Source organism: Microvirga ossetica, from assembly GCF_002741015.1.
Classification (GTDB): Bacteria; Pseudomonadota; Alphaproteobacteria; order Rhizobiales; family Beijerinckiaceae; genus Microvirga; species Microvirga ossetica.
The window spans coordinates 4948924-4968372 of record NZ_CP016616.1 but is presented as its reverse complement, the minus strand read 5'-3'; the positions used below and the strand labels follow the sequence as shown (position 1 = coordinate 4968372).

General features: G+C 66.1%; 19 protein-coding genes. 2 read left to right on the top strand and 17 right to left on the bottom strand.

Going from position 1 to position 19449, the window contains the following annotated elements; translation table 11 throughout:
- Nucleotides 1-44: 44 nt before the first annotated feature.
- Nucleotides 45-1463: a methylenetetrahydrofolate--tRNA-(uracil(54)-C(5))-methyltransferase (FADH(2)-oxidizing) TrmFO gene (gene trmFO, locus BB934_RS23785; protein WP_099511903.1), complete on the top strand. Its 1419-nt coding sequence runs from the start codon at nucleotides 45-47 to the stop codon at nucleotides 1461-1463.
- 216 nt (nucleotides 1464-1679) lie between these two features.
- On the opposite strand, the gene BB934_RS23780 is transcribed toward trmFO, so the two are convergent.
- From BB934_RS23780 to yajC, 5 genes are all read right to left on the bottom strand, one after another.
- Nucleotides 1680-2525: a phytoene/squalene synthase family protein gene (locus tag BB934_RS23780; RefSeq protein ID WP_099511902.1), complete on the bottom strand. Its 846-nt coding sequence runs from the start codon at nucleotides 2523-2525 to the stop codon at nucleotides 1680-1682.
- Between the two features lies 1 nt (nucleotide 2526).
- Nucleotides 2527-2913, bottom strand: a complete 387-nt coding sequence (locus BB934_RS23775) for an Mth938-like domain-containing protein (RefSeq protein WP_099511901.1) — start codon at nucleotides 2911-2913, stop codon at nucleotides 2527-2529.
- Nucleotides 2914-2917: 4 nt separating this feature from the next.
- Complete coding sequence (secF, locus tag BB934_RS23770; protein ID WP_099513183.1) at nucleotides 2918-3856, bottom strand: protein translocase subunit SecF; 939 nt, start codon at nucleotides 3854-3856, stop codon at nucleotides 2918-2920.
- 12 nt (nucleotides 3857-3868) lie between these two features.
- A complete protein-coding gene (secD, locus tag BB934_RS23765) occupies nucleotides 3869-5476 on the bottom strand; it encodes a protein translocase subunit SecD (protein ID WP_099511900.1) in 1608 nt (535 codons plus the stop codon).
- Between the two features lie 89 nt (nucleotides 5477-5565).
- Nucleotides 5566-5844: a preprotein translocase subunit YajC gene (yajC, locus tag BB934_RS23760; RefSeq protein WP_173909488.1), complete on the bottom strand. Its 279-nt coding sequence runs from the start codon at nucleotides 5842-5844 to the stop codon at nucleotides 5566-5568.
- 228 nt (nucleotides 5845-6072) lie between these two features.
- On the opposite strand from yajC, the gene BB934_RS23755 reads away from it, so the two are divergent.
- Nucleotides 6073-6963 (top strand): ATP-binding protein, encoded by an 891-nt coding sequence (locus BB934_RS23755; protein WP_099511898.1) that lies wholly within the window; start codon nucleotides 6073-6075, stop codon nucleotides 6961-6963.
- Between the two features lie 1377 nt (nucleotides 6964-8340).
- On the opposite strand, the gene BB934_RS23745 is transcribed toward BB934_RS23755, so the two are convergent.
- From BB934_RS23745 to BB934_RS23690, 12 genes are all read right to left on the bottom strand, one after another.
- Nucleotides 8341-9399, bottom strand: coding sequence for a M23 family metallopeptidase (locus BB934_RS23745; RefSeq protein WP_099511896.1), 1059 nt, complete (start codon nucleotides 9397-9399; stop codon nucleotides 8341-8343).
- A 115-nt stretch (nucleotides 9400-9514) separates the two neighbouring features.
- A complete protein-coding gene (locus tag BB934_RS23740; RefSeq protein WP_099511895.1) occupies nucleotides 9515-10198 on the bottom strand; it encodes a protein-L-isoaspartate O-methyltransferase family protein in 684 nt (227 codons plus the stop codon).
- Between the two features lie 14 nt (nucleotides 10199-10212).
- Nucleotides 10213-10977 carry a 5'/3'-nucleotidase SurE gene (gene surE / locus BB934_RS23735; RefSeq protein WP_099511894.1) on the bottom strand — a complete coding sequence of 255 codons (765 nt, stop codon included), beginning with the start codon at nucleotides 10975-10977 and terminating at the stop codon, nucleotides 10213-10215.
- A gap of 1 nt (nucleotide 10978) precedes the next feature.
- The gene (gene serS, locus BB934_RS23730) at nucleotides 10979-12340 is read right to left on the bottom strand and encodes a serine--tRNA ligase (protein WP_099511893.1); all 1362 of its coding nucleotides are present in this window, start codon (nucleotides 12338-12340) and stop codon (nucleotides 10979-10981) included.
- 100 nt (nucleotides 12341-12440) lie between these two features.
- Nucleotides 12441-13244, bottom strand: a complete 804-nt coding sequence (tatC, locus tag BB934_RS23725) for a twin-arginine translocase subunit TatC (protein WP_099511892.1) — start codon at nucleotides 13242-13244, stop codon at nucleotides 12441-12443.
- Entirely contained in the window at nucleotides 13241-13834 is a 594-nt protein-coding gene (gene tatB / locus BB934_RS23720; RefSeq protein ID WP_099511891.1) for a Sec-independent protein translocase protein TatB, read from the bottom strand. The genes tatC and tatB overlap by 4 nt, the downstream gene beginning before the upstream one ends.
- 73 nt (nucleotides 13835-13907) lie before the next feature.
- On the bottom strand, nucleotides 13908-14153 hold the full coding sequence (locus BB934_RS23715; RefSeq protein ID WP_099511890.1) for a twin-arginine translocase TatA/TatE family subunit: 246 nt from the start codon (nucleotides 14151-14153) through the stop codon (nucleotides 13908-13910).
- A gap of 57 nt (nucleotides 14154-14210) precedes the next feature.
- Entirely contained in the window at nucleotides 14211-15335 is a 1125-nt protein-coding gene (locus BB934_RS23710; protein ID WP_099511889.1) for an ABC transporter ATP-binding protein, read from the bottom strand.
- On the bottom strand, nucleotides 15332-16039 hold the full coding sequence (scpB, locus tag BB934_RS23705) for an SMC-Scp complex subunit ScpB (RefSeq protein ID WP_099513182.1): 708 nt from the start codon (nucleotides 16037-16039) through the stop codon (nucleotides 15332-15334). Before scpB ends, BB934_RS23710 begins: the two co-directional genes overlap by 4 nt.
- 13 nt (nucleotides 16040-16052) lie before the next feature.
- Entirely contained in the window at nucleotides 16053-16853 is an 801-nt protein-coding gene (locus BB934_RS23700; RefSeq protein ID WP_099513181.1) for a segregation and condensation protein A, read from the bottom strand.
- Between the two features lie 39 nt (nucleotides 16854-16892).
- Nucleotides 16893-17912, bottom strand: coding sequence for a beta-N-acetylhexosaminidase (gene nagZ, locus BB934_RS23695; RefSeq protein WP_099511888.1), 1020 nt, complete (start codon nucleotides 17910-17912; stop codon nucleotides 16893-16895).
- 71 nt (nucleotides 17913-17983) lie between these two features.
- Nucleotides 17984-19402 (bottom strand): SPOR domain-containing protein, encoded by a 1419-nt coding sequence (locus BB934_RS23690; RefSeq protein ID WP_099511887.1) that lies wholly within the window; start codon nucleotides 19400-19402, stop codon nucleotides 17984-17986.
- Between the last annotated feature and the right edge of the window lie 47 nt (nucleotides 19403-19449).

Genomic DNA, 19449 nt, shown 5'->3' with positions numbered 1-19449 from the left:
CAGGGCTCCCGAGGGAGTCAACAAAACCGCTCGGGAGAATGACCATGAGCAAAATCGAACCCATCCATGTCATCGGCGGCGGCCTCGCCGGCTCCGAAGCAGCCTGGCAGATCGCTCAGGCCGGGGTTCCGGTCGTGTTGCATGAGATGCGCCCGGTTCGCGGCACCGACGCCCACAAGTCACAAGGCCTTGCCGAGCTCGTCTGTTCCAACTCTTTCCGGTCGGATGATGCCGAAACCAACGCGGTCGGCCTGCTGCATCAGGAGATGCGCACGCTGGGCTCGTTGATCATGGCAAAAGGCGACGCCAATCAGGTGCCGGCGGGCGGCGCGCTGGCAGTCGACCGCGACGGCTTCTCCGATGCGGTCACGGCGGCGCTCGAAGCGCATCCGCTCGTCACCATCGAGCGTGGCGAGATCGCCGGCCTGCCGCCGGAGAAATGGTCCTCCGTGATCGTCGCCACCGGTCCCCTCACCTCGCCGGCTCTGGCACAGGCCATCCTCGACCTCACGGGCGAGACGTCGCTCGCCTTCTTCGATGCCATCGCGCCGATCGTTTATCGTGAGTCCATCAACATGGACATCGCCTGGTTCCAGTCGCGCTACGACAAGGTCGGACCGGGCGGGACGGGCAAGGACTACATCAACTGCCCCATGACCAGGGAGCAGTACGAAGCCTTCATCGACGCGCTGATCGCCGGCGACAAGACCGAGTTCAAGGAATGGGAGGCCAACACCCCCTATTTCGACGGCTGCCTGCCGATCGAGGTGATGGCCGAGCGCGGACGCGAAACCCTGCGCCACGGACCGATGAAGCCGGTTGGCCTGACCGATCCGCGCAATCCCGATAAAAAGCCCTACGCCATCGTCCAGCTGCGCCAGGACAATGCGCTCGGCACCCTTTTCAACATGGTCGGCTTCCAGACGAAGCTGAAATACGGGGCGCAGACCGGGATTCTCCGCATGATCCCCGGTCTCGAGAATGCCGAGTTCGCGCGCCTCGGCGGCATTCACCGCAACACCTATCTCAACTCGCCCAAGCTCCTCGATCCGACGCTTCGCCTGAAGGCGATGCCGCGCCTGCGCTTCGCCGGCCAGATCACCGGCTGCGAGGGCTATGTCGAGAGCGCGGCCGTGGGCCTCATGACCGGCCGCTTCGCCGCCGCCGAGCGCCTGGGCCATCCGATCCAGCCCCTGCCCCACACCACGGCGCTCGGCGCGCTCGTCAACCACATCACGGGTGGGCATATCGAGACCATCGACGAGGGACCGCGCTCCTTCCAGCCCATGAACGTCAATTTCGGACTCTTCCCGCCGCTGGACTACGCTCCGAAATCCGAAGACGGCAAGCGCCTGCGCGGCCCTGCCAAGGCTGTTGCCAGGAAGAAGGCGCTGACCGACCGGGCGCGGGCCGATCTGGCCGCGTGGCTGTCGGGCGGCAAGCTGCCGGTAGCAGCGGAGTAATAGCCGCTGTCATCCCGGACGCCGCAGGCGATCCGGGATCGGGGCTAGGATAAGCGCCAGAACCTCGACATGTCGTCCCCGCGCAGGCGGGGATCCATAAACACGACGTTTCAGACAGAGATGACCAGCGTTGCGCGCTTTTCTGTACCGTCAGCGGTTATGGATCCCGGGCTCCGCTTACGCGGCCCCGGGATGACGCCGAGAGCATGAATCTTCCTAAAACGGCCCGCGCCAGAGCGCCCCGACCCGCCGCCATTGCGGGATGTCGACAACCGTGTGGAACGGGTCGTAGTCCCGCCGTTCCATGGCCTTGAGATAAGGCTCCATCAGCGCGAGCGGCCGGAACGCCGGCTTCGCTGCATCGGGAATCGTAGCCCGCAGCGTGCGCACCTGCTCCAGATGCCGACGGGCGACAGCACGCAGATCGGCAAGGGCGCCTTTGAGGCCCGGCCCGCCGCGCCCGGTGACGATATCTTCGCGCACGACGCCATGACGGGCCAGAATATCGGCGGGAACGTAGACCTGCCCCTGTCGCGCATGATGCGGGAAGGCGCGCAGCAGCCCCGTGATCGCATAAGCCACGCCCGCATGACCGGCGGCATCTGCCGTGCCGGGATTGGAGCCGTTGGCGAGAATGACGCTCGAGATCTGGATCAGGCTCGACGCGGTTTCGCCGCAATAGCCTTCCAGGTCGTTCAGGTTCGGCATCGGATCGTCGTAGAGATCGAAGATCCGGGCGTCGATCAGATCGACAAGCGACTGCCGCGGCAGGCGGAACTGGACGATGGTGTCGTCGAGCGCTGCCGCGATCGGATTGGACCGCACGTCGCCCCGCGCCTCGCCCTGCAAGGCATCGCGCCACCATTGCAGACGGATCTCGCCGACAAGCGCCTCGCGCACGGATTCGCGGACGCGGGCGATTTCGAAGTTGAAGGCATAAAGCGCGTGAAGATACGGACGCTTGTCTGCAGGCGCGAAGAGGCTTGCCCAGTATCGATCCGGATCGGCCTCACGCACGAGGGCTTCGCAATGCGCGAAGTTGGAGATGGCCTGGGGTTCCATGTCAGGGAACGGCGATCAGAGCCGCACCGACCTTGCGGTTCTCGGCGAGCAGGATGTTGTAGGTGCGCGCGGCTGCTCCCGTCTGCATCACATCGAGGCCGATCCCCGCTTCGCGAAAGCGCGTGCGGAACGCGGCTGGAATGGCCGCGATGTCAGCGCCTGTGCCGAGGAGCAGAAGGTCGATGGCATCACCTTCGGCGAAAATCGGATCGAGGGCCTCGTCCGTGAGTTCGGAGACGGCGTTCACCGGCCACGCCCTGATCCCCGACGGGAGAGCCAGCAGGGAGCCGCGATGGGACATGTCGGCAAAGCGAAACCCGCCATTGCCATAGGCATCGAACGGATAGCGCCCGGGCAGGAAGCCATCGTAGAGGCGACCATCGCTCATGGCCCTACTCCGCTGCGGCGGCCCTGCCCTCCGGCACCTTGACGGTCTCAGACCCGCGCAGGCCGATATAGATCAGCATGGGGGACGAAATGCAGATGGCCGAATACGTGCAGATGACGACGCCGTAGAGCATGACCTGCGCGAAGCCCTGGATCGCCTGCCCGCCGAACAGCACCAGCGCCAGGAGCGAGAGCGCCGTCGTCGCCGCCGTCATCACCGTACGGGACATGGTGTGGTTGATCGACAGGTTCAACAGCTCCTCGGCCGGCATCGTCTTGTAGCGCCGCATCAACTCGCGGGTTCGGTCGAACACAACGACGGTCTCGTTGAGCGAATAGCCGACGATGGTCAGGATCGCCGCGATCGAGGTCATGTTGAACTCGTGCCGCGTGATCACGAAGAAGCCGATGGTGAGAACGATGTCGTGCAGGGTGCCGATGATCGAGGCGATGGCCAGTTCCCGCTCGAAGCGGAACCAGAGATAGAACAGCACCGCGATGACCGAGAGCACGACGCCGATGGTGCCGGACTGGACAAGCTCGCCCGAGACGCGCGGACCCACCGTTTCCACGCGGCGGAATTCATAGTCGTTGCCGAAGGTATCGCGTGTCTTCTGCACCACGGCCGTCTGCGCGGCCTCGCCGCCGGACTGGATCGGAAAGCGCAGCGAGACCTCGCCTGCGGTGCCGAATTCCTGCACCTCCACGTCGCCGAAGCCGAAGCCTTCGGCGGTTTGACGGATCTGGCCCACATTGGCCTGGCCCGATTTGGCCTGGATCTCCATGAGCGTGCCGCCCCGGAAATCGATGCCGAAATTGAGGCCGCCCATCAGGAGCATCAACCCCGTCAGCACAGAGATGACTGCCGACAGCGGGAACGAGAAGCGCCGAAAGCGCATGAAGTCGAAGTGTGAGTTTTCGGGCCAGAGGCGAACGAGGCGCACGATACGCACTCCTTAGAACGGAAGAGCTTTGGGACGCATCCAGTGATACCAGAGCGCAATCATCATGCGCGTCAGGGTCACGGCGGTGAGAACCGTCGTCAGGATGCCGAGAATGAACACGACGGCGAAGCCGCGCACGGGGCCGGAGCCGAGGAAGAACAGGATCACCGCCGCGATGGCCATGGTGCTGTTCGAATCGACGATGGTCGCAAAGGCCCGGTCGAACCCGGCCTGGATCGCGGATACGATCGACCGACCGGCATGCGCTTCCTCGCGGATACGCTCGTAGATCAGCACGTTCGAATCCACCGCCGTGCCGATGGTGAGCACGATGCCCGCGATGCCCGGCAGAGTGAGCGTGGCCTCAAGCACCGACATGAGGCCGAAGATCAGGCCCACATGGACGAGGAGCGCGATGTTCGCGAACAGGCCGAAGAGACCATAGGTGGCGAACATGAAGATGATCACGAAGATGCCGGCCACGTAGGTGGCCAGCTTGCCGGCCTCGATGGAGTCGCGTCCGAGGCCCGGGCCGACGGTGCGCTCCTCGACGATGGTGAGCTTGGCGGGAAGCGCGCCGGAGCGGAGCAGAACCGCCAGGTTGTTCACCTGCTCGACCGTGAAGCTGCCGGAGATCTGGCCCGCGCCGCCGGTGATGGGAGACTGGATCGTCGGCGCGGAGATCACTTTGTTATCGAGGACGATGGCGAGACTACGCCCGAGATTTTCCGTCGTTGCCTGACCGAAGCGCTGGGCGCCGCGGATGTTGAAGCGGAAATTGACGATGGGCTGGTGAGTCTGGCTGTCGAAAGCGGGCTGGGCGTCGGTCAGATCGCCGCCCTCGGCGATCACGCGGCGCTCCACGGGCACGCGCTGGCCGCCTTGGTCCTCCATGGGAAGCATGTCCACATCCGTGGCGCCGGGCTGTGCCAGCAGGCGGAACTCGAGGTTGCCGGTCTCGCCGAGAAGCGCCTTGAGCTGCTGCGGATCCTGCAGGCCGGGCACCTGGACGAGGACGCGGTCGGCGCCCTGGCGCTGGATGCTTGGCTCCGTCGTGCCGGTGGCGTCGACGCGGCGGCGGATGACTTCGATGGACTGGTCGACGGCGCGGCGAACGCGCTCGTTGATGCCTGCTTCAGTATAGGTCAGCGTGATCACGCCGTCCGGCGTGGTGTTGATCTCGATGGCATTGTTGCCGCCCTGGCCGAGGACGGCGTTGCCGATAGGCTGGACCAGCTCCCGCAGGCGCGGCATCAGCCGGTCGCGGTCGGCAGCGTCCGGCACGCGGATCTGGACGCCGCGCGGAACGGTCTGGATGCCGTTCTGGGACGAAACGCGGGTGTCGCGCAGGATGCGGCGGACGTCGTCGCGCAGGGTCGTGATCTGGGCGCGCATCAGGTCCTGCCCGTCGACCTCGAGCAGGACGTGCGAGCCGCCCTGCAGGTCGAGGCCGAGCACGATGGCGCGGGACGGAACGAGCCAGGACGGAACCCAGCTCGGAATGGCGTTCAGGTAGGCCTGACGCTGCTCGCGATTCATGGTGCTCGGAACCGCAAGAAGCAGGCCGATTACAATGATCGCCACGGTGGCGATGATCTTCGACCTCGAGAAGCGTAGCATCGTCGGCTCAACCTTTCTCACACATCGGGCCGCTTGCTTTAAAGCGGCGAACCGGCCCATCCGCAGGCGGGGGCCGGCCTCTTCATCAATCAGGCCTTGACCGGCTCGCTCTTGGAACGAACGTCGGAAATCATGGCCCGGGCCACCTTCACCTTCACGCCTTCGGCGATCTCGACCTCGATGTCCGCAGAATCCTCGGTCACCTTCGTCACCTTGCCGATGATGCCGCCGGAGGTGACGACCGTGTCGCCGCGGCGCACGTTCTTGATCATCTCCTGATGGGTCTTCACCCGGCGCTGCTGGGGCCGGATGATCAGGAACCACATGATGACGAATATGAGGATGAACGGGACGAATTGAAGGATCATCTCCATTCCGCCCCCCGCGGGGGCCCCTTGTGCGAAGGCAGGTGTGATGAACAAGCGGCTCTCCATGGATAAAGGCGCGTGGCGGGCGCATTTCGGGCCCACCCGCGCCAGACGGGATTCAAAGCGTGGCGGACTATACTCATCGACTCCACGAAATCAATGAAGTTGCGGGCCCGTCCATGGACCCTTTGACGCTTTTCGCGCTAAGCAGTCCCTTTCCTCACCCGGATGGCCCGATCAACGATGCCCGCAGACCTGAATTCACCCGAGTCCCTGGCTCTTATGACGCGCATCGCCGATGCGCTGGAGCGCCTCGCCCCCTCTTCCGTGCCTCAGGCCGATTTCGCAGCGGCAGATGCCTTCGTGTGGCAGGCAGCCGGGCGCCGGCTTTCCCCCGTGCCTAAGGTGAACCGGGTCGAGATGAGCCTGCTGCGGGGAATCGACCGGGTCCGCGACCTGCTCGCCGAGAACACCCAGCGCTTCGCCAAGGGCCTGCCGGCCAACAACGCCTTGCTCTGGGGCGCCCGCGGCATGGGCAAGTCCTCCCTGGTCAAGGCGGTGCATGCGGAGATCAACCACACCAGGGCTGCGGGCGCCCGTCCGCTCAAGCTGATCGAGATCCACCGCGAGGACATCGAGACCTTGCCCGACCTCATGGGCCTCCTGCGCCCCGATCCGCACCGCTTCGTCGTCTTCTGCGACGACCTGTCCTTCGATGGGGACGACACCTCCTACAAATCCCTCAAGGCTGTGCTCGAAGGCGGGATCGAGGGGCGGCCAGACAACGTGATCTTCTATGCCACGTCGAACCGCCGCCACCTCCTGCCTCGCGACATGATGGAGAACGAGCGCTCGACCGCCATCAATCCGGGCGAGGCGGTGGAGGAGAAGGTCTCCCTGTCGGACCGCTTCGGCCTCTGGCTCGGCTTCCACAAATGCAGCCAGGACGAGTATCTCGACATGGTCTTCGCCTATGTCGACCATCTCGGCCTCGAGGCCGACCGCGACGCAATCCGCGCCGAGGCGCTCGAATGGGCGACGACCCGCGGCGCCCGCTCCGGCCGCACGGCCTGGCAATTCATCCAGGATCTGGCCGGCCGCCTGGGCAAGGCGATCTGAACGGTCGCAGCCGGGATCATGCTCTCACTGTCATTCCGGACGCAGCGTAAGTGACGATCCGGAATCGGGTGCAGGATAACGCGCTGTTCCCCTCTCTCCTTGTGGGGGAGGGCCAGGGAGGGGGGTGCTGACGCCGGAGCTTGATCGGCTATCGCTCACACCCCCTCTCCCCCACAAGGGGGAGAGAGCTTGTGGCGCTTCACTCGTTGAACAATGCCGGATCTCCACTGCGGCGATTCCAGGCGCCTTACCGTCATCCCCGAGCTCGTCCCGGGGAGCCACGTCTTGACGGCGCAGAGGGTCCTAAGACGTGGGTGGCCGGACCCAGTCCGGCCATGACGTCGCGGGTATGGCCCTGACGCGGAGAGGTATTGTTCAGGCGATGTCAAACAGCCAGCACCTGTGGGCCCGGAGCTTTGGGCTCCGAGCCTGTGGTGAGATCGAGGGTGGCGCGATCGGCAGCCCGGCTCGAGGATGCATGCGTTTGATGGAAGAGCCGGGAGGCCGCTTCGCGCACGGCTTTTTTAGGCGGACAGGCGGTGCCGGTTCGGTGACTGCCCGAGGCGGGAACCGCAACGTCAGCGGCGGCCTGGGACCAATCCCTATTCAGCAGCACACAGCCTGGGCCTCCCGTCGACAGGGGTGCGAGACCTGTCACGGGACCGTGCCTGCTCCCACACTGCGACGCCTCGCGAGCGCGCCCCTCGTGCAGGAGCAGATCTTGCGCAAGTGTATAGCCGAGGTTGCCATCTCTGTCAAGAACAAAGTGAGAACATAACGTTGCTCTCGCATCCGCTTGCCTCCCGTTGACCCTCTCACGTCATCACCGGCCTCGTGCCGGTGATCCCGATTGTTAGAGGCGCCGCGCTTGTCCGCATCGGGATGGCCGGCACAAGGCCGGCCATGACGTGAGTGGGTGTTATGAAGGACAGTGTCATTCCCGGCCGGAGATGGCGCAGCCAGCGGAAGGGAAGGGAATCCATCAAACCGCTGAGGGCGCGGATGGATCCCCTTCCCGGCCTGCGGCCGCCGGGGATGACACGCGGGTCTCTTCTCTCCGAGGCGAGACAGGGGCATGGGTGAAGGCGTGCGGTTTCAGGACAGGGCATCCCCCGCCTCTGCCATCGAAGGCGTCGACCGCAGCGCTCCACCGACCATCGGCCTGCCCTCACCCCAACCCTCTCCCGCACGGGAGAGGGAGTGTCGCTCGCTTGTCATCCGCGGACCGCCGGGGACGACACCGGAGCTGCCGCGGCCGCTCGTGTTGCAGCCATGCGGCCATAAAGCCGAAAACGACAAAGGGACGGTGGCTGAGCTCCACCGTCCCCTCATTGGGTCAGCTCCAAAGGTCGGGCGCCGACCGAAACTGCTTCAGGTTTAGCCGCCGAGATACTTCATCGGGTCGACGGGCTGCGCACCCTTGCGGATCTCGAAGTGGAGTTGCGGCGAGGTCACGTTGCCGGACTGGCCGGAGGTCGCGATTACCTGGCCGCGCTTCACCTGCTCACCGCGCTTGACGCTGAGCGCGCCGTTATGGGCATAGGCCGAGACGTAGCCGTTCTCGTGCCGGATAAGGACGAGGTTGCCGTAGCCCTTCACCTCGCTGCCCGCGTAGGTCACCGTGCCGGCCTCTGTGGCCTTGACCGGCGTGCCCTCGGGAACGGCGATGTTGATGCCCTCATTGCCGCCATTGGCGCCGAAGCCGGCGATGACGCGGCCACGGGCAGGCCAGCGGAAGTCGCCGGACACGCTGGCAGTCGCCTCAGGCTCCGGCGCGGGCGCTTTGGCCTCGGGCTGCGGAGCGGTCGGCTGCACCGCCACGGCCGGCTTCATCGGCTCAGGCTGGGTGAGTGCGGCCACCTTGGGCTGCTCGACGACCGGCTTCGGGGCCGACACGAGGGGCTTGGGAGCGGACACGAGCGGCTCGTTCGTGGCGGAGGCGACCTGCATCGGCGCGGATTTCGCGGGAGCGGGCGCCTGGGCCGTCGAGGTCATGCCGGGACGGACGCGCTTTACCGGCTCGGCGGCTGCGACGGGGGTCGTGGCGGCCGGCACCTTCGAGGTGTCGACGAGGCGGAACTTGGGCTGGGCCGGAGCGGTCTGAGCCACCGGCACGGGGCGGGGCTGAATCGGGGCCGGAGCGGAAGCGATGCGGGTCGGCTGCGACAGGGGCTGGGACTGCACGGGCGGCAGGGCCTGCGCATGGACCGAAGGCGTCGCCATCGGAGCCGCGGAATAGGACGGCTGACTCTGGGGCTGTGACGCGGTCGAGGCAGTCGTCTCCATCCGCTCGCTGGCGGCGAAGGGGTTGGAGAACGGATTCTCCGCAAACCGCGCGCTATCGGTGCTGCATGCGGCAGCCGCACTGCCGATCAATCCCACCAGAGCGATTCGCGACACCGCCACCCAATGCCCAGAACCCACACGCAACCGCATCACTGAACCCCAACCGAACGCAACTCGATGAAGCCATTAAAAGCCTGTTCAGGTTAAGCAACGGTTGATGATGCGCACTTTTTCGTAACCTTGTCCGAGATTTTTTTCGCGCGATTCAGAGCGTCGCCGCGATGCCCGTCACGAGCGGCGAAATCCGCAGCGACGCGCCGAGATTCTGCTTCAGCTCGCCTTCTGCATCCCGTTCGATCCGCATGAGATGCGGCATGCCGTCGACCGTGAGCGCGCCGACGAGGCGGGAGCCCGGCGCGAGCAGAGCCGTCACCGTTTCCGGGATCTCCTGGCAGGCTCCGTTGAGCAGGATGCGGTCGAACCGCTCGCGCACGCGAACCGCAAGGCCGTCCCCGACCTCGAGGCGGACCTTGCCCGCCTCGACGATCTTGAGATGCTGGGCCGCGCTTTCCGCCAGGGTGTTGAAGCGCTCGACGGAGGTCACGTCCGCCCCGAGCCTCGCCAGGAGCGCGGTCACGTAGCCGCTGCCGGTGCCCACTTCCAGCACCCGCTGGCCGGGCTGCACGCCGAGCGCGAGGAGCATGGCAGCGACCGTCGCCGGCCCGGTCATGGTCTGGCCGCAGGGCAACGGCAGGGCAACCTCGGTGCGGGCGAGATCGGTGAAGCGGCGCGGGGCGAAAACCTCGCGCGGGACGAGCTCCATGGCGCGCAAAAGCGCCGTGTCGCGGATGCCTTTCGCGCGCAGGGACAGGATGAAGGACGCGGCCCCGATCGCCTCCCGCTCGCCGCGGTTCTCCGCTTCGGGCAGGAATGGCAGATCCTGGTTCATGGCGTCCGACACTCTCAGCCGCCGAAGGCCTGCGCATAGCGCGTCAGGGTCGGCTCGTCGGTCATGTCGACGCGCAGCGGCGTGACGGCGATGCGCCGGTTGGCGATGGCCCAGAGGTCGGTGCCGTTGCCCGGCGTGAAGGGTCGGCGCTCGAAGGCGATCCAGAAGTAAGGGTTGCCACGCCCGTCCCGGCGTTCGTCGAGGCGTAAGAGCTCCTGCGTGCGCTGGCCCTGGTTGACAAGCGCCGTTCCCTCGACCTCGTCCGGCTCGCAATCGGGGAAATTCACGTTGACGAGGATGCCCCTGTCCATTCCGGCCTCGCGGATCTTGCGGATCACTTCGGGGCCGTGATGCTCGGCGCATTGCCAGCGCGGCGCGTTGCGCGTCTCCGGGCCGTAGGCCTGGGAGAGCGCGATCGAGGGAATGCCAAGGATCGTGCCTTCGATGGCGCCGGCCACCGTACCGGAATAGGTCACGTCCTCCGCCACGTTCTGGCCCCGGTTGACGCCGGAGAGAACGAGGTCGGGCCTGGCCTCCTTCATGAGGTGGCGCACGCCCATGATCACGCAATCGGTCGGCGTGCCCTTGACGGCGAAATGCCGGTCGGAGATCTCGCGCAGGCGCAAGGGATCGTTGAGCGACAAAGAATGCGCGACGCCGCTCTGATCGGTCTCGGGCGCAACCACCCACACATCGTCCGACAGGCTGCGTGCGATCGCTTCCAGGGTCTTCAGCCCCGGCGCGTGGATGCCATCGTCGTTGGTGCAGAGAATGCGCATGTCAGGCCTGGCGCTCGATGCGGGTCATGCCGCCCATATAAGGCTGCAGCACCGACGGGATTGTGACGCTGCCGTCCTCGTTCTGATAATTCTCCAGAACCGCGACGAGCGTGCGGCCGACCGCAAGTCCCGAACCGTTGAGCGTGTGCACGAAGCGCGGCTGCTTCTCGCCGGCTGCGCGATAGCGCGCATTCATGCGCCGCGCCTGGAAATCCGAGCAGACCGAGCAGCTCGAAATCTCGCGATACATCCCCTGCCCCGGCAACCACACCTCGATGTCGTAGGTCTTGGTCGAGGAGAATCCCATGTCTCCGGTGCACAGCGTCATGGTGCGGAACGGCAGCTCCAGCCTCTTCAGCACGTTCTCGGCGCTCGTGAGCATGCGCTCGTGTTCGTCGGCGGACGTCTCGGGCGTCGTGATCGAGACGAGCTCGCATTTCACGAACTGATGCTGGCGGATCATGCCGCGCGTGTCACGACCGGCGGAGCCGGCTTCTGCGCGGAAGCTCGGCGTCAGCGCGGTGAAGCGCAGGGGCAATTCCTCCTCGGACAGGATCTGCTCACGCACGAGATTGGTGAGCGTCACCTCCGCCGTCGGAATCATGCCGTAGCGGGCGTCCTTGATCATCTTGCCGATGGCATCGCGCGGCTGGCCTTCGAGCGCTGCGGCGACGACCTGCTCTAGCGCGTTGCCGGGGAAGGCCCAGAACTGGTCGTCCTCGAATTTCGGCAACTGCGCCGTGCCGAACATGGCGTCGTCGCGAACGAGCAGCGGCGGGTTCACTTCCGTGTAGCCGTGCTCGTTCGTGTGCAGGTCGATCATGAACTGACCGAGCGCGCGCTCCAGCCGCGCGAGGCCGCCTTTGAGCACCACGAAGCGCGAGCCCGAGAGCTTCGCCGCCGTCTCGAAATCCATGAGCCCCAAAGCCTCGCCGAGCTCGAAATGCTGCTTGGCGCTGTTGAGTGTCGGCGGCTTTCCGGAACGGTGACGCTCCACGTTGCCGTGCTCGTCTGCGCCGACCGGCACGTCCTCCTTGGGAATATTGGGGATGGCGGCAAGAGCCTCGAACAGAGCCTTCTCGGCGACGCGCTCGGCCTCTTCCAGCTCCGGCATCGTTTCCTTGATCCGCGCAACGTCGGCCATCAGCTCCTGCGCCCGCGCCTCGTCCTTCTTCGCCTTGGCCTGGCCGATCTCCTTGGAGAGGGCATTGCGGCGCTCGGTGGCGGTCTGCAGAGCGGAGATGGCGCTCTTGCGCTTGTCGTCGAGGCCGATCAGCTCAGCGGACAGGGGCTCCATGCCCCGGTTCCGGAGGCCTTGATCGAACGCCGCGGGATTGTCGCGGATGGAACGGATGTCGTGCATGGGATGAGGACCTGCTTCGTCAGGAGGCCCTGTCCGTCGACACGACCGCCCTTAAACTTCTGCCAAGGAAGGCGGCCGATGGGGAGACCGTTTCGGTCTCCTACTCCTCTGCCGCGCGCGCGGCCTCGGCTTCCGCACGCTTCCTCTCGACCATGCGGACGGAGAAGATGGATGCCTCGTAAAGAAGCAAGGTGGGGACCGCAAGGGCGAACTGGCTGATCACGTCCGGCGGGGTAAGCACGGCAGCGAGCACGAAGACGATGACGATGGCGTAGCGCCGCTTGTCCTTGAGGAACTGCGAATCGATGATCCCGGCGCGGGCGAGCAGGGTCAGGACCACGGGCAGCTGAAAGCAGATGCCGAAGGCGAAGATCAGGGTCATGATCAGCGACAGGTATTCGCTGACCTTGGGCAGGAATTCGATGGCGGGGCTGGAATCCGTCGCGAGCTGCTGCATGCCGACCGAGAAGCGCATGAGCAGCGGCATGGCGATGAAATAGACGCAGGACGCGCCGATGACGAAGAGCACCGGCGTCGCGACGAGATAAGGCACGAAGGCCCGGCGCTCGTTCTTGTAGAGGCCCGGCGCCACGAACTTGTAGATCTGGATGGCGATGATCGGGAAGGCGAGGAAGCCGGCCCCGAAGGCGGCGACCTGGATCTGCGTGAACAGGTATTCCAGGCCGTGCGTATAGACGAGATGCGCCCTCTCCGGCGAGCCTACTGCCAGCACGTAGGGCCAGACAAGCGCGTTGTAGATGTACTTCGCGCCGGCGAAGCAGATGAAGAACATCAGCACGAAGGCGACCAGCGCCTTGATCAGGCGCGAGCGAAGCTCGGTCAGGTGCTCGATCAGAGGCGCGCGCGAAGCCTCGACCTCATCGTCTTCAACGGCGGTGGTCATCCGACTTTCGCGTCCGATTGTTCTGGTTTTTCGGAGAGGTGTTCGGCGAGGGCGGCCTGCTGGGCTTCGTATTCGGCCTCACGCCGCAGGGATTCGGCGATCTCCTTGGCCGGATCGACGCTCGGTGGCGGCGGCAGCTCGATCAACGGATCCTCCGGAGCCGGCGCCCGCCCCTCCACAACGGCCTGCACCGTCGCGTCGGACGCGTTCGCAACCTCCTGGATCTCCGTCGAAGCGGTCTCCACGGAAGAGATGTCCGCGGCATCCTGAGAGGCGATTGCCGCAGGACCCGGCATGGGTGCCTCGATCGAGGTCTTCAGCTCATCCCGGATCGTCTGGATCGGGTTGAAGTCGGTGTTGCCGAGCGAGGAGACGGAATCGTTCACGCCCTGAAGCTGCTTCTTGACCTCGTCGAGCTCGGCTTCGCGCATGGCCTCGTTGAACTGGCCCTGGAACTCGGCCGCCATGCGGCGAAGCTTGCCGGTCACCTGCCCGACCGTCCGCAGCGCTTTAGGCAGATCCTTCGGGCCGATCACGATCAGCGCAACGGCGCCGATCACCATGATCTCACCCCAGCTCATGTCCAACATGACGCGGCCTCGAACCTGCCCCTTGGGTACTCACGCATACTGACACGCCACGATAAGCGGCTGCACACGAAGCTTAGCCGACCTTGTGATCGGTCGTGACGGTGGTCGTCGTCGTACCGTTTTGATGGTCGATGGTCCGGACGGGCTCGGCCGGCTGCGCAGGCTTTGCCGGCGTGGTTTCGTCCTCGGACATGCCCTTCTTGAAGGCTTTGATGCCCTTTGCGACATCGCCCATCATGTCGGAGATCTTGCCGCGTCCGAACAGCAGGACGACGATCAGACCGACAACGATCCAGTGCCAAATACTCGTGCCACCCATGGCAATTCCTCCTGCGCCTGAAAAGGCGCGGCTTATCGATATGAACTCGCCGCCAACCTATGCGTCGGACGCGGCGAAAACAAGGACATCCTTAGTATCGACCTCCACCCCGACATCCTGTCCCTCGACCGCGCCAACGGGATCGTGAACACGGGCCTGGAGAGGACGGTCGATTCCCTGCACGTCTATATGCACGAGATCGACCTCGCCGAGGAAGCGGCGAGACACCACACGGCCCGGCAGGCAGAAACCCGCCGGCTTCAGCTTCAGCCCCTGCGGCCGCACGCAGACGACGGCGGGTCCATCCGCGAGATGCGGCGCCGGAAAGACGCCGACGGGGCAGGAAACCTGACCGTTGCGCACCGTGCCCTCAAGCTCGTTGAAGTCGCAGAAGAAGCGCGCGGCGAAGAGATTGGCCGGGCGCCGGTAGATCTCCTCGGCCTCGCCCTGCTGGATGATCGCGCCGGCGCGCATAAGCACGATCCGGTCGGCGATGCGCATCGCCTCCTCGGGATCGTGCGTCACGACGATGGTCGTAGCCCCGGTCTCCCGCAGGATGGCGACGGTCTCGTCGCGGATGGCATCGCGCATGCGCCGGTCGAGGTTGGAGAACGGCTCGTCCATCAGCAATACGCCAGGACGCGGCGCGATGGAGCGCGCGAGCGCGACCCGCTGCTGCTCGCCGCCGGACAGGGTATGCGGGTATTCGTTGGCGTAGTGCTCGAGGCCGACGCGGGACAGGGCGCGGCGCGCGGCGACGCCGGCCTCGGCGGAGGACAGATCCTTGAGCCCGAACATGATGTTCTGCAGGATCGTCATGTGCGGGAACAGGGCGTAGTCCTGGAACATCAGGCCGATGCCCCGCCGCTCGGGCTCCAGGAAGGTCCGCGGCCCGCTGACCTCGCGCCCATCCATCAGCACCCGGCCGGAGGTCGGCGCTTCGACCCCTGCGGCGATGCGCAGCAGCGTGGTCTTTCCGCAGCCCGAATGGCCGAGCAGGCAGACGATTTCCCCCGGCTCGATGGTCAGCGAGACGCCATCGAGCGCGCGCATGCTGTCATAGACCTGAACGAGGCTCTCGAAGGCGAGCTGGGCCGGGATCGAGGCGCCCGCCGTGCCGCGTTGCCCCCATCGGGGCAGCCGAAACCGGTCGCGGGCGGAGCCGGCGGGGGTTGAGGTCATTCTTCTCCCGCCTCGGTCCGGTGCATGTCCAGGGGCTGCACCAGATCGTCCTCGAGTGGATCCTCGTCCTCGCGAAGGGCATCCGCGTCGGAGGGCGTGGGCACTGAGAAATCGGAGGGAACGCGGCCTTCCAGGAAGCCCGCCCCTTTCAGCTCCTCGAGGCCCGGAAGGTCCTCGATCGCATCGAGGCCGAAATGCTCCAGGAAGCCGGAGGTGGTGCCGTAGGTGACGGGGCGGCCCGGAGCCTTCCGGCGGCCGCGCAGGCGGACCCAGCCCGTCTCCAGGAGAAGGTCGACCGTGCCCTTCGACGTGGCGACGCCGCGGATCTCCTCGATCTCTGCACGGGTCACCGGCTGGTGATAGGCGATGATGGCGAGCGTCTCCATGGCAGCGCGGGAGAGCCTGCGCTGCTCGACCACGTCGCGGGCGAGCACGAAGGACAGATCGCTGGCGGTGCGGAAGGTCCACTTCCCGGCCACCCGGACGAGATTGACGCCCCGCAGAGCATAAAGCTCGCTCAGGTCCTGCAGGATCTTCTCCACATCCGCGCCTTCCGGCAGACGGCCGATAAGCTCCTCGACGCTCAGGGGCACGGCGGCGGCAAACAGCAGCGCCTCGGCGATTCGCATGGCTTCGCCATGGTCTGGAACGTGGCTGACCTCGGGCTCATCGGCCTCGGGTGTATCGACTGAATCTTCCTGCATGTCGGGCAGCACCTTAAACTCCTGCCTCCGCCGGATCGGCGACTGACTTGACCCAGAGCGGAGCGAAAGCTTCGTCCTGCCGGAGCGTGAGCTTGCCCTCGCGCACCATTTCCAGGGTGGCGGACAGGGCCGAGGCCATAACGGTCGAGCGCATGGATGGCTCGACCATGTATTCCATCAGATAGGTGTCCAGGGTCACCCAGTCGCTGAGGTGCCCGACCAGGCGCTCCAGGGCCTCTCGCGCATCGACCAGCGACCAGACATTCCGCTTGTGAAAGGAAACCCTGGCATTGAACCGGATCTGCCGCTGCTGGGCATAGGCCTTGAGGAGGTCGTAGAGGCTCGCCTCGTAGCGGGAGTCCCGGTTGACGATCACGGGCTCCGGCGCCCCGCGGGCGAAGACGTCGCGGCCGAGCCAGGCGCGCTCGCCCATCTTCTTGGCCGCCTCGCGGATGGCCTCCAGGCGGCGCAGGCGCAGGGCCAGGGCGGATGCCAGATCCTCGGCGCTCGGCTCCTCACCCTTCGGCGGCTCGGGCAGGAGCAGGCGCGACTTGAGGTAAGCGAGCCATGCGGCCATCACGAGGTAATCGGCGGCGAGCTCCAGCCGCATGCGGCGCGCCGCCTCGATGAAGGTGATGTATTGCTCGGCGAGAGCCAGGATCGAGATGCGGTGGAGATCCACCTTCTGGCGGCGAGCCAGTTCGAGCAGGAGGTCGAGCGGCCCTTCGAACCCGTCCACGTCGACGAGCAGAGCGGGCTCGCTCTCGGCCCGCTCGGTCATCTCGACATCTTCGAAGGGTAAGGGCTTTGCCATCGACATACTCAACTCATCGAATTTCGAGCTTCATAAGCTTTAGGCGATCATCGCAAGAGCGGAATCGAGCCTGGATCGGGCATCCACAGGATCCAGGGGTTCCGGATCGTGAGCGATCCGAGCTAACGCAGCGTTAGCGCGACGCAGGGGATCGCCGTCCAGGAGCGGGGCAGCCTCGGCGACCGCACCCATTTCCTCCATCCGGCCGTTGCAGTGGAGCGCCATGTCGCAGCCGGCGGCGAAGGCAGCCTCCGTCCTCTCCCGGAAGGACCCGGAAAGGGCATGCATGGACAGGTCGTCCGTCATCACCAGCCCGTCATAGCCGATATGGCCGCGGACGATCTCCTCCATGACGACGCGGGAGGTGGTCGCGGGCTGCTCGGGATCGAGCGCCGTGTAGACCACGTGTGCGGTCATCGCGAGGGGCATGTCGGTCAGCATGCGGAAGGGCGCGAAATCGTGCCGCTCCAGCTCCTCCCGCGACGCCTCGACCACGGGCAGCGCCAGATGGCTGTCGGCGCCGGCCCGGCCATGGCCCGGCATGTGCTTGACGACCGGCAGGACGCCGCCAGCCAGAAGCCCCTCGGCGGCGGCCCGGCCCAGGATCCCCACCTCGCCGGGCGTCCTGCCGTAGGCCCTGTCGCCGATCACGTCATGGGCGCCGGGCGAGGGAACGTCGAGCACCGGCAGGCAATCCACGGTGATGCCGACCGCGCGCAGATCGTGGGCGATCAGCCGCGCCCCGAGGCGCGTGATCTCGCGCCGGACCAGCGGGTCGTTGGCGTGGAGCCGGCCATAGGTGGCGCCGGAGGGGTATTTCGGCCAGTGCGGCGGCCCCATGCGCTGGACCCGGCCGCCTTCCTGATCGATCAGGATCGGAGCATCGGAGCGCCCGACAATGTCCCGCAGGGAGTCGCAGAGCGCCCTCACCTGCTCCGGGTGATCCACATTGCGGCGGAACAGGATGAAGCCCCAAGGCTTCGCTTCCCTAAAGAAAGCGACCTCGTCGGGGGTGAGCTCGAAGCCGGAGCATCCAGCAATAAAGGCGCGAGTTGTCATACCCGCGCCTTACGTCCCCTGCTCGGCAGGGTCAAGAAAACTCAGCCGCTAAGCTGATCCGGTTCAAGCAATCAGTTCTTGGTGACGAAGCACTGACCGCCCTGCCCCTGCAGCTTGGAGCAGAGGGACGAGGCCTCCTCCTTCGGCAGCGGTCCGACGCGGACGCGGAAGATGGTGTTGCCGTTCACCTCGGCCTTGCGGATCATCGCCGGCTTGCCCTGCAGGTCGGGATACTTGCGCTGATACGAGGCGAAGGCCGTCTGGGCGGCGGCTTCCGAATTGGCCAGACCCAGCTGCACGGCGAAGCCGCCGGTCGAGGTCGTCTCGGCTGCGACGGGTGCGGCCGGCTGCACGGAGGCCATCTGCTGCGGTGCAGGCGGGCTGGCAGGCGTCGCGGCCGCAGGAGCTGGCTTCGGGGTCGAAGCCGGGGTGGACGCCGCCGCGACGGGCGTGCTCGCCGCAGCGCGGGGCTGTGCGGACGCGACCGGAGCCGGATGGGCGGCCTGCGCCTGCGGCGGCAGGGTCATCGCCCCCGCGGATGCCGTGGCGACCGGCTGGGCGGCCGGAGGCTCGGCGCCGGCGACGGTGCCGTCGGGACGAATGGTGACGGTGCGGACTTTGCGCGGCTCGCCGAGGTTCAGGCTCGCGGTCTGCTGCGGCTTGACTGAGACGCCCGGAACCGTGCCGCCGGTGGCGTCGGCCACGGCGTTGCCGTTCATGCGCACGGCCTGCTGGACATCGACCGGCTGCTCCTCGCGGTTGACCACCTTGGTCGCTCCGCTCTGGTTGGCGCGCTCATAGATCTGCTTGTTCTGGTTCGGGATCTCGACCCCGCCCGGATTCTGGGGCTGGACCTTGGTGGGCTCGTTGTTGGCCTTGATCAGAGGCGGCTCGCCCCCCGTGATCGCCGCCGAGCCGGAGGCGAGATAGGCCCCGCCGCCGCCCAGCACCACGGCGCCGATGACGGCCGCGATGGTGATCACGCCCTTGCGGGACCGAGGCTTCTCGACCGGCACGTAATCCTGATCCCGATCGTAATCCTGGTCGGGATACTGCGCGGCCTGATCGGCATAGTAATCCTGCGCATAGGCCTCGTTGCCGTAGGCGTCCTGGTGCTGGGGCGCGGGCTCCTGGGCATATTGCTCATGATGCCGAACGGCGCCCTGAGGATAGGCGTCATGGCCGTAGGACGGCACGGCATGAAGGGCCTGCGGAGCCCGGACCGGCACCTCGCGCGGGTTTGGCGTCATAGTGTCGCGGACGGCGAAAAGATCGTCGATGGAAGCCCCCTGCTGGCGCGGACGGGCGGAGCCGTCATTGGCCAGAATCGACTGAAAAGGATCGTCCTGCCCCACAATACGGGCCAATTCCGCCAGCGGATCGCTCCGCCCGACGGGGGCCTGCTGAGGGTGCGGGTTGCCCGCCTGGGCGAGTTGCCGCTCGATCTCGTTGAGGTCGATGGCAAAACGGGGCTTCACTGATTCGCTCATGCACCGGATCTCCAGTTACGCGACAGGAGCACCCGGTGCTCCGCCGG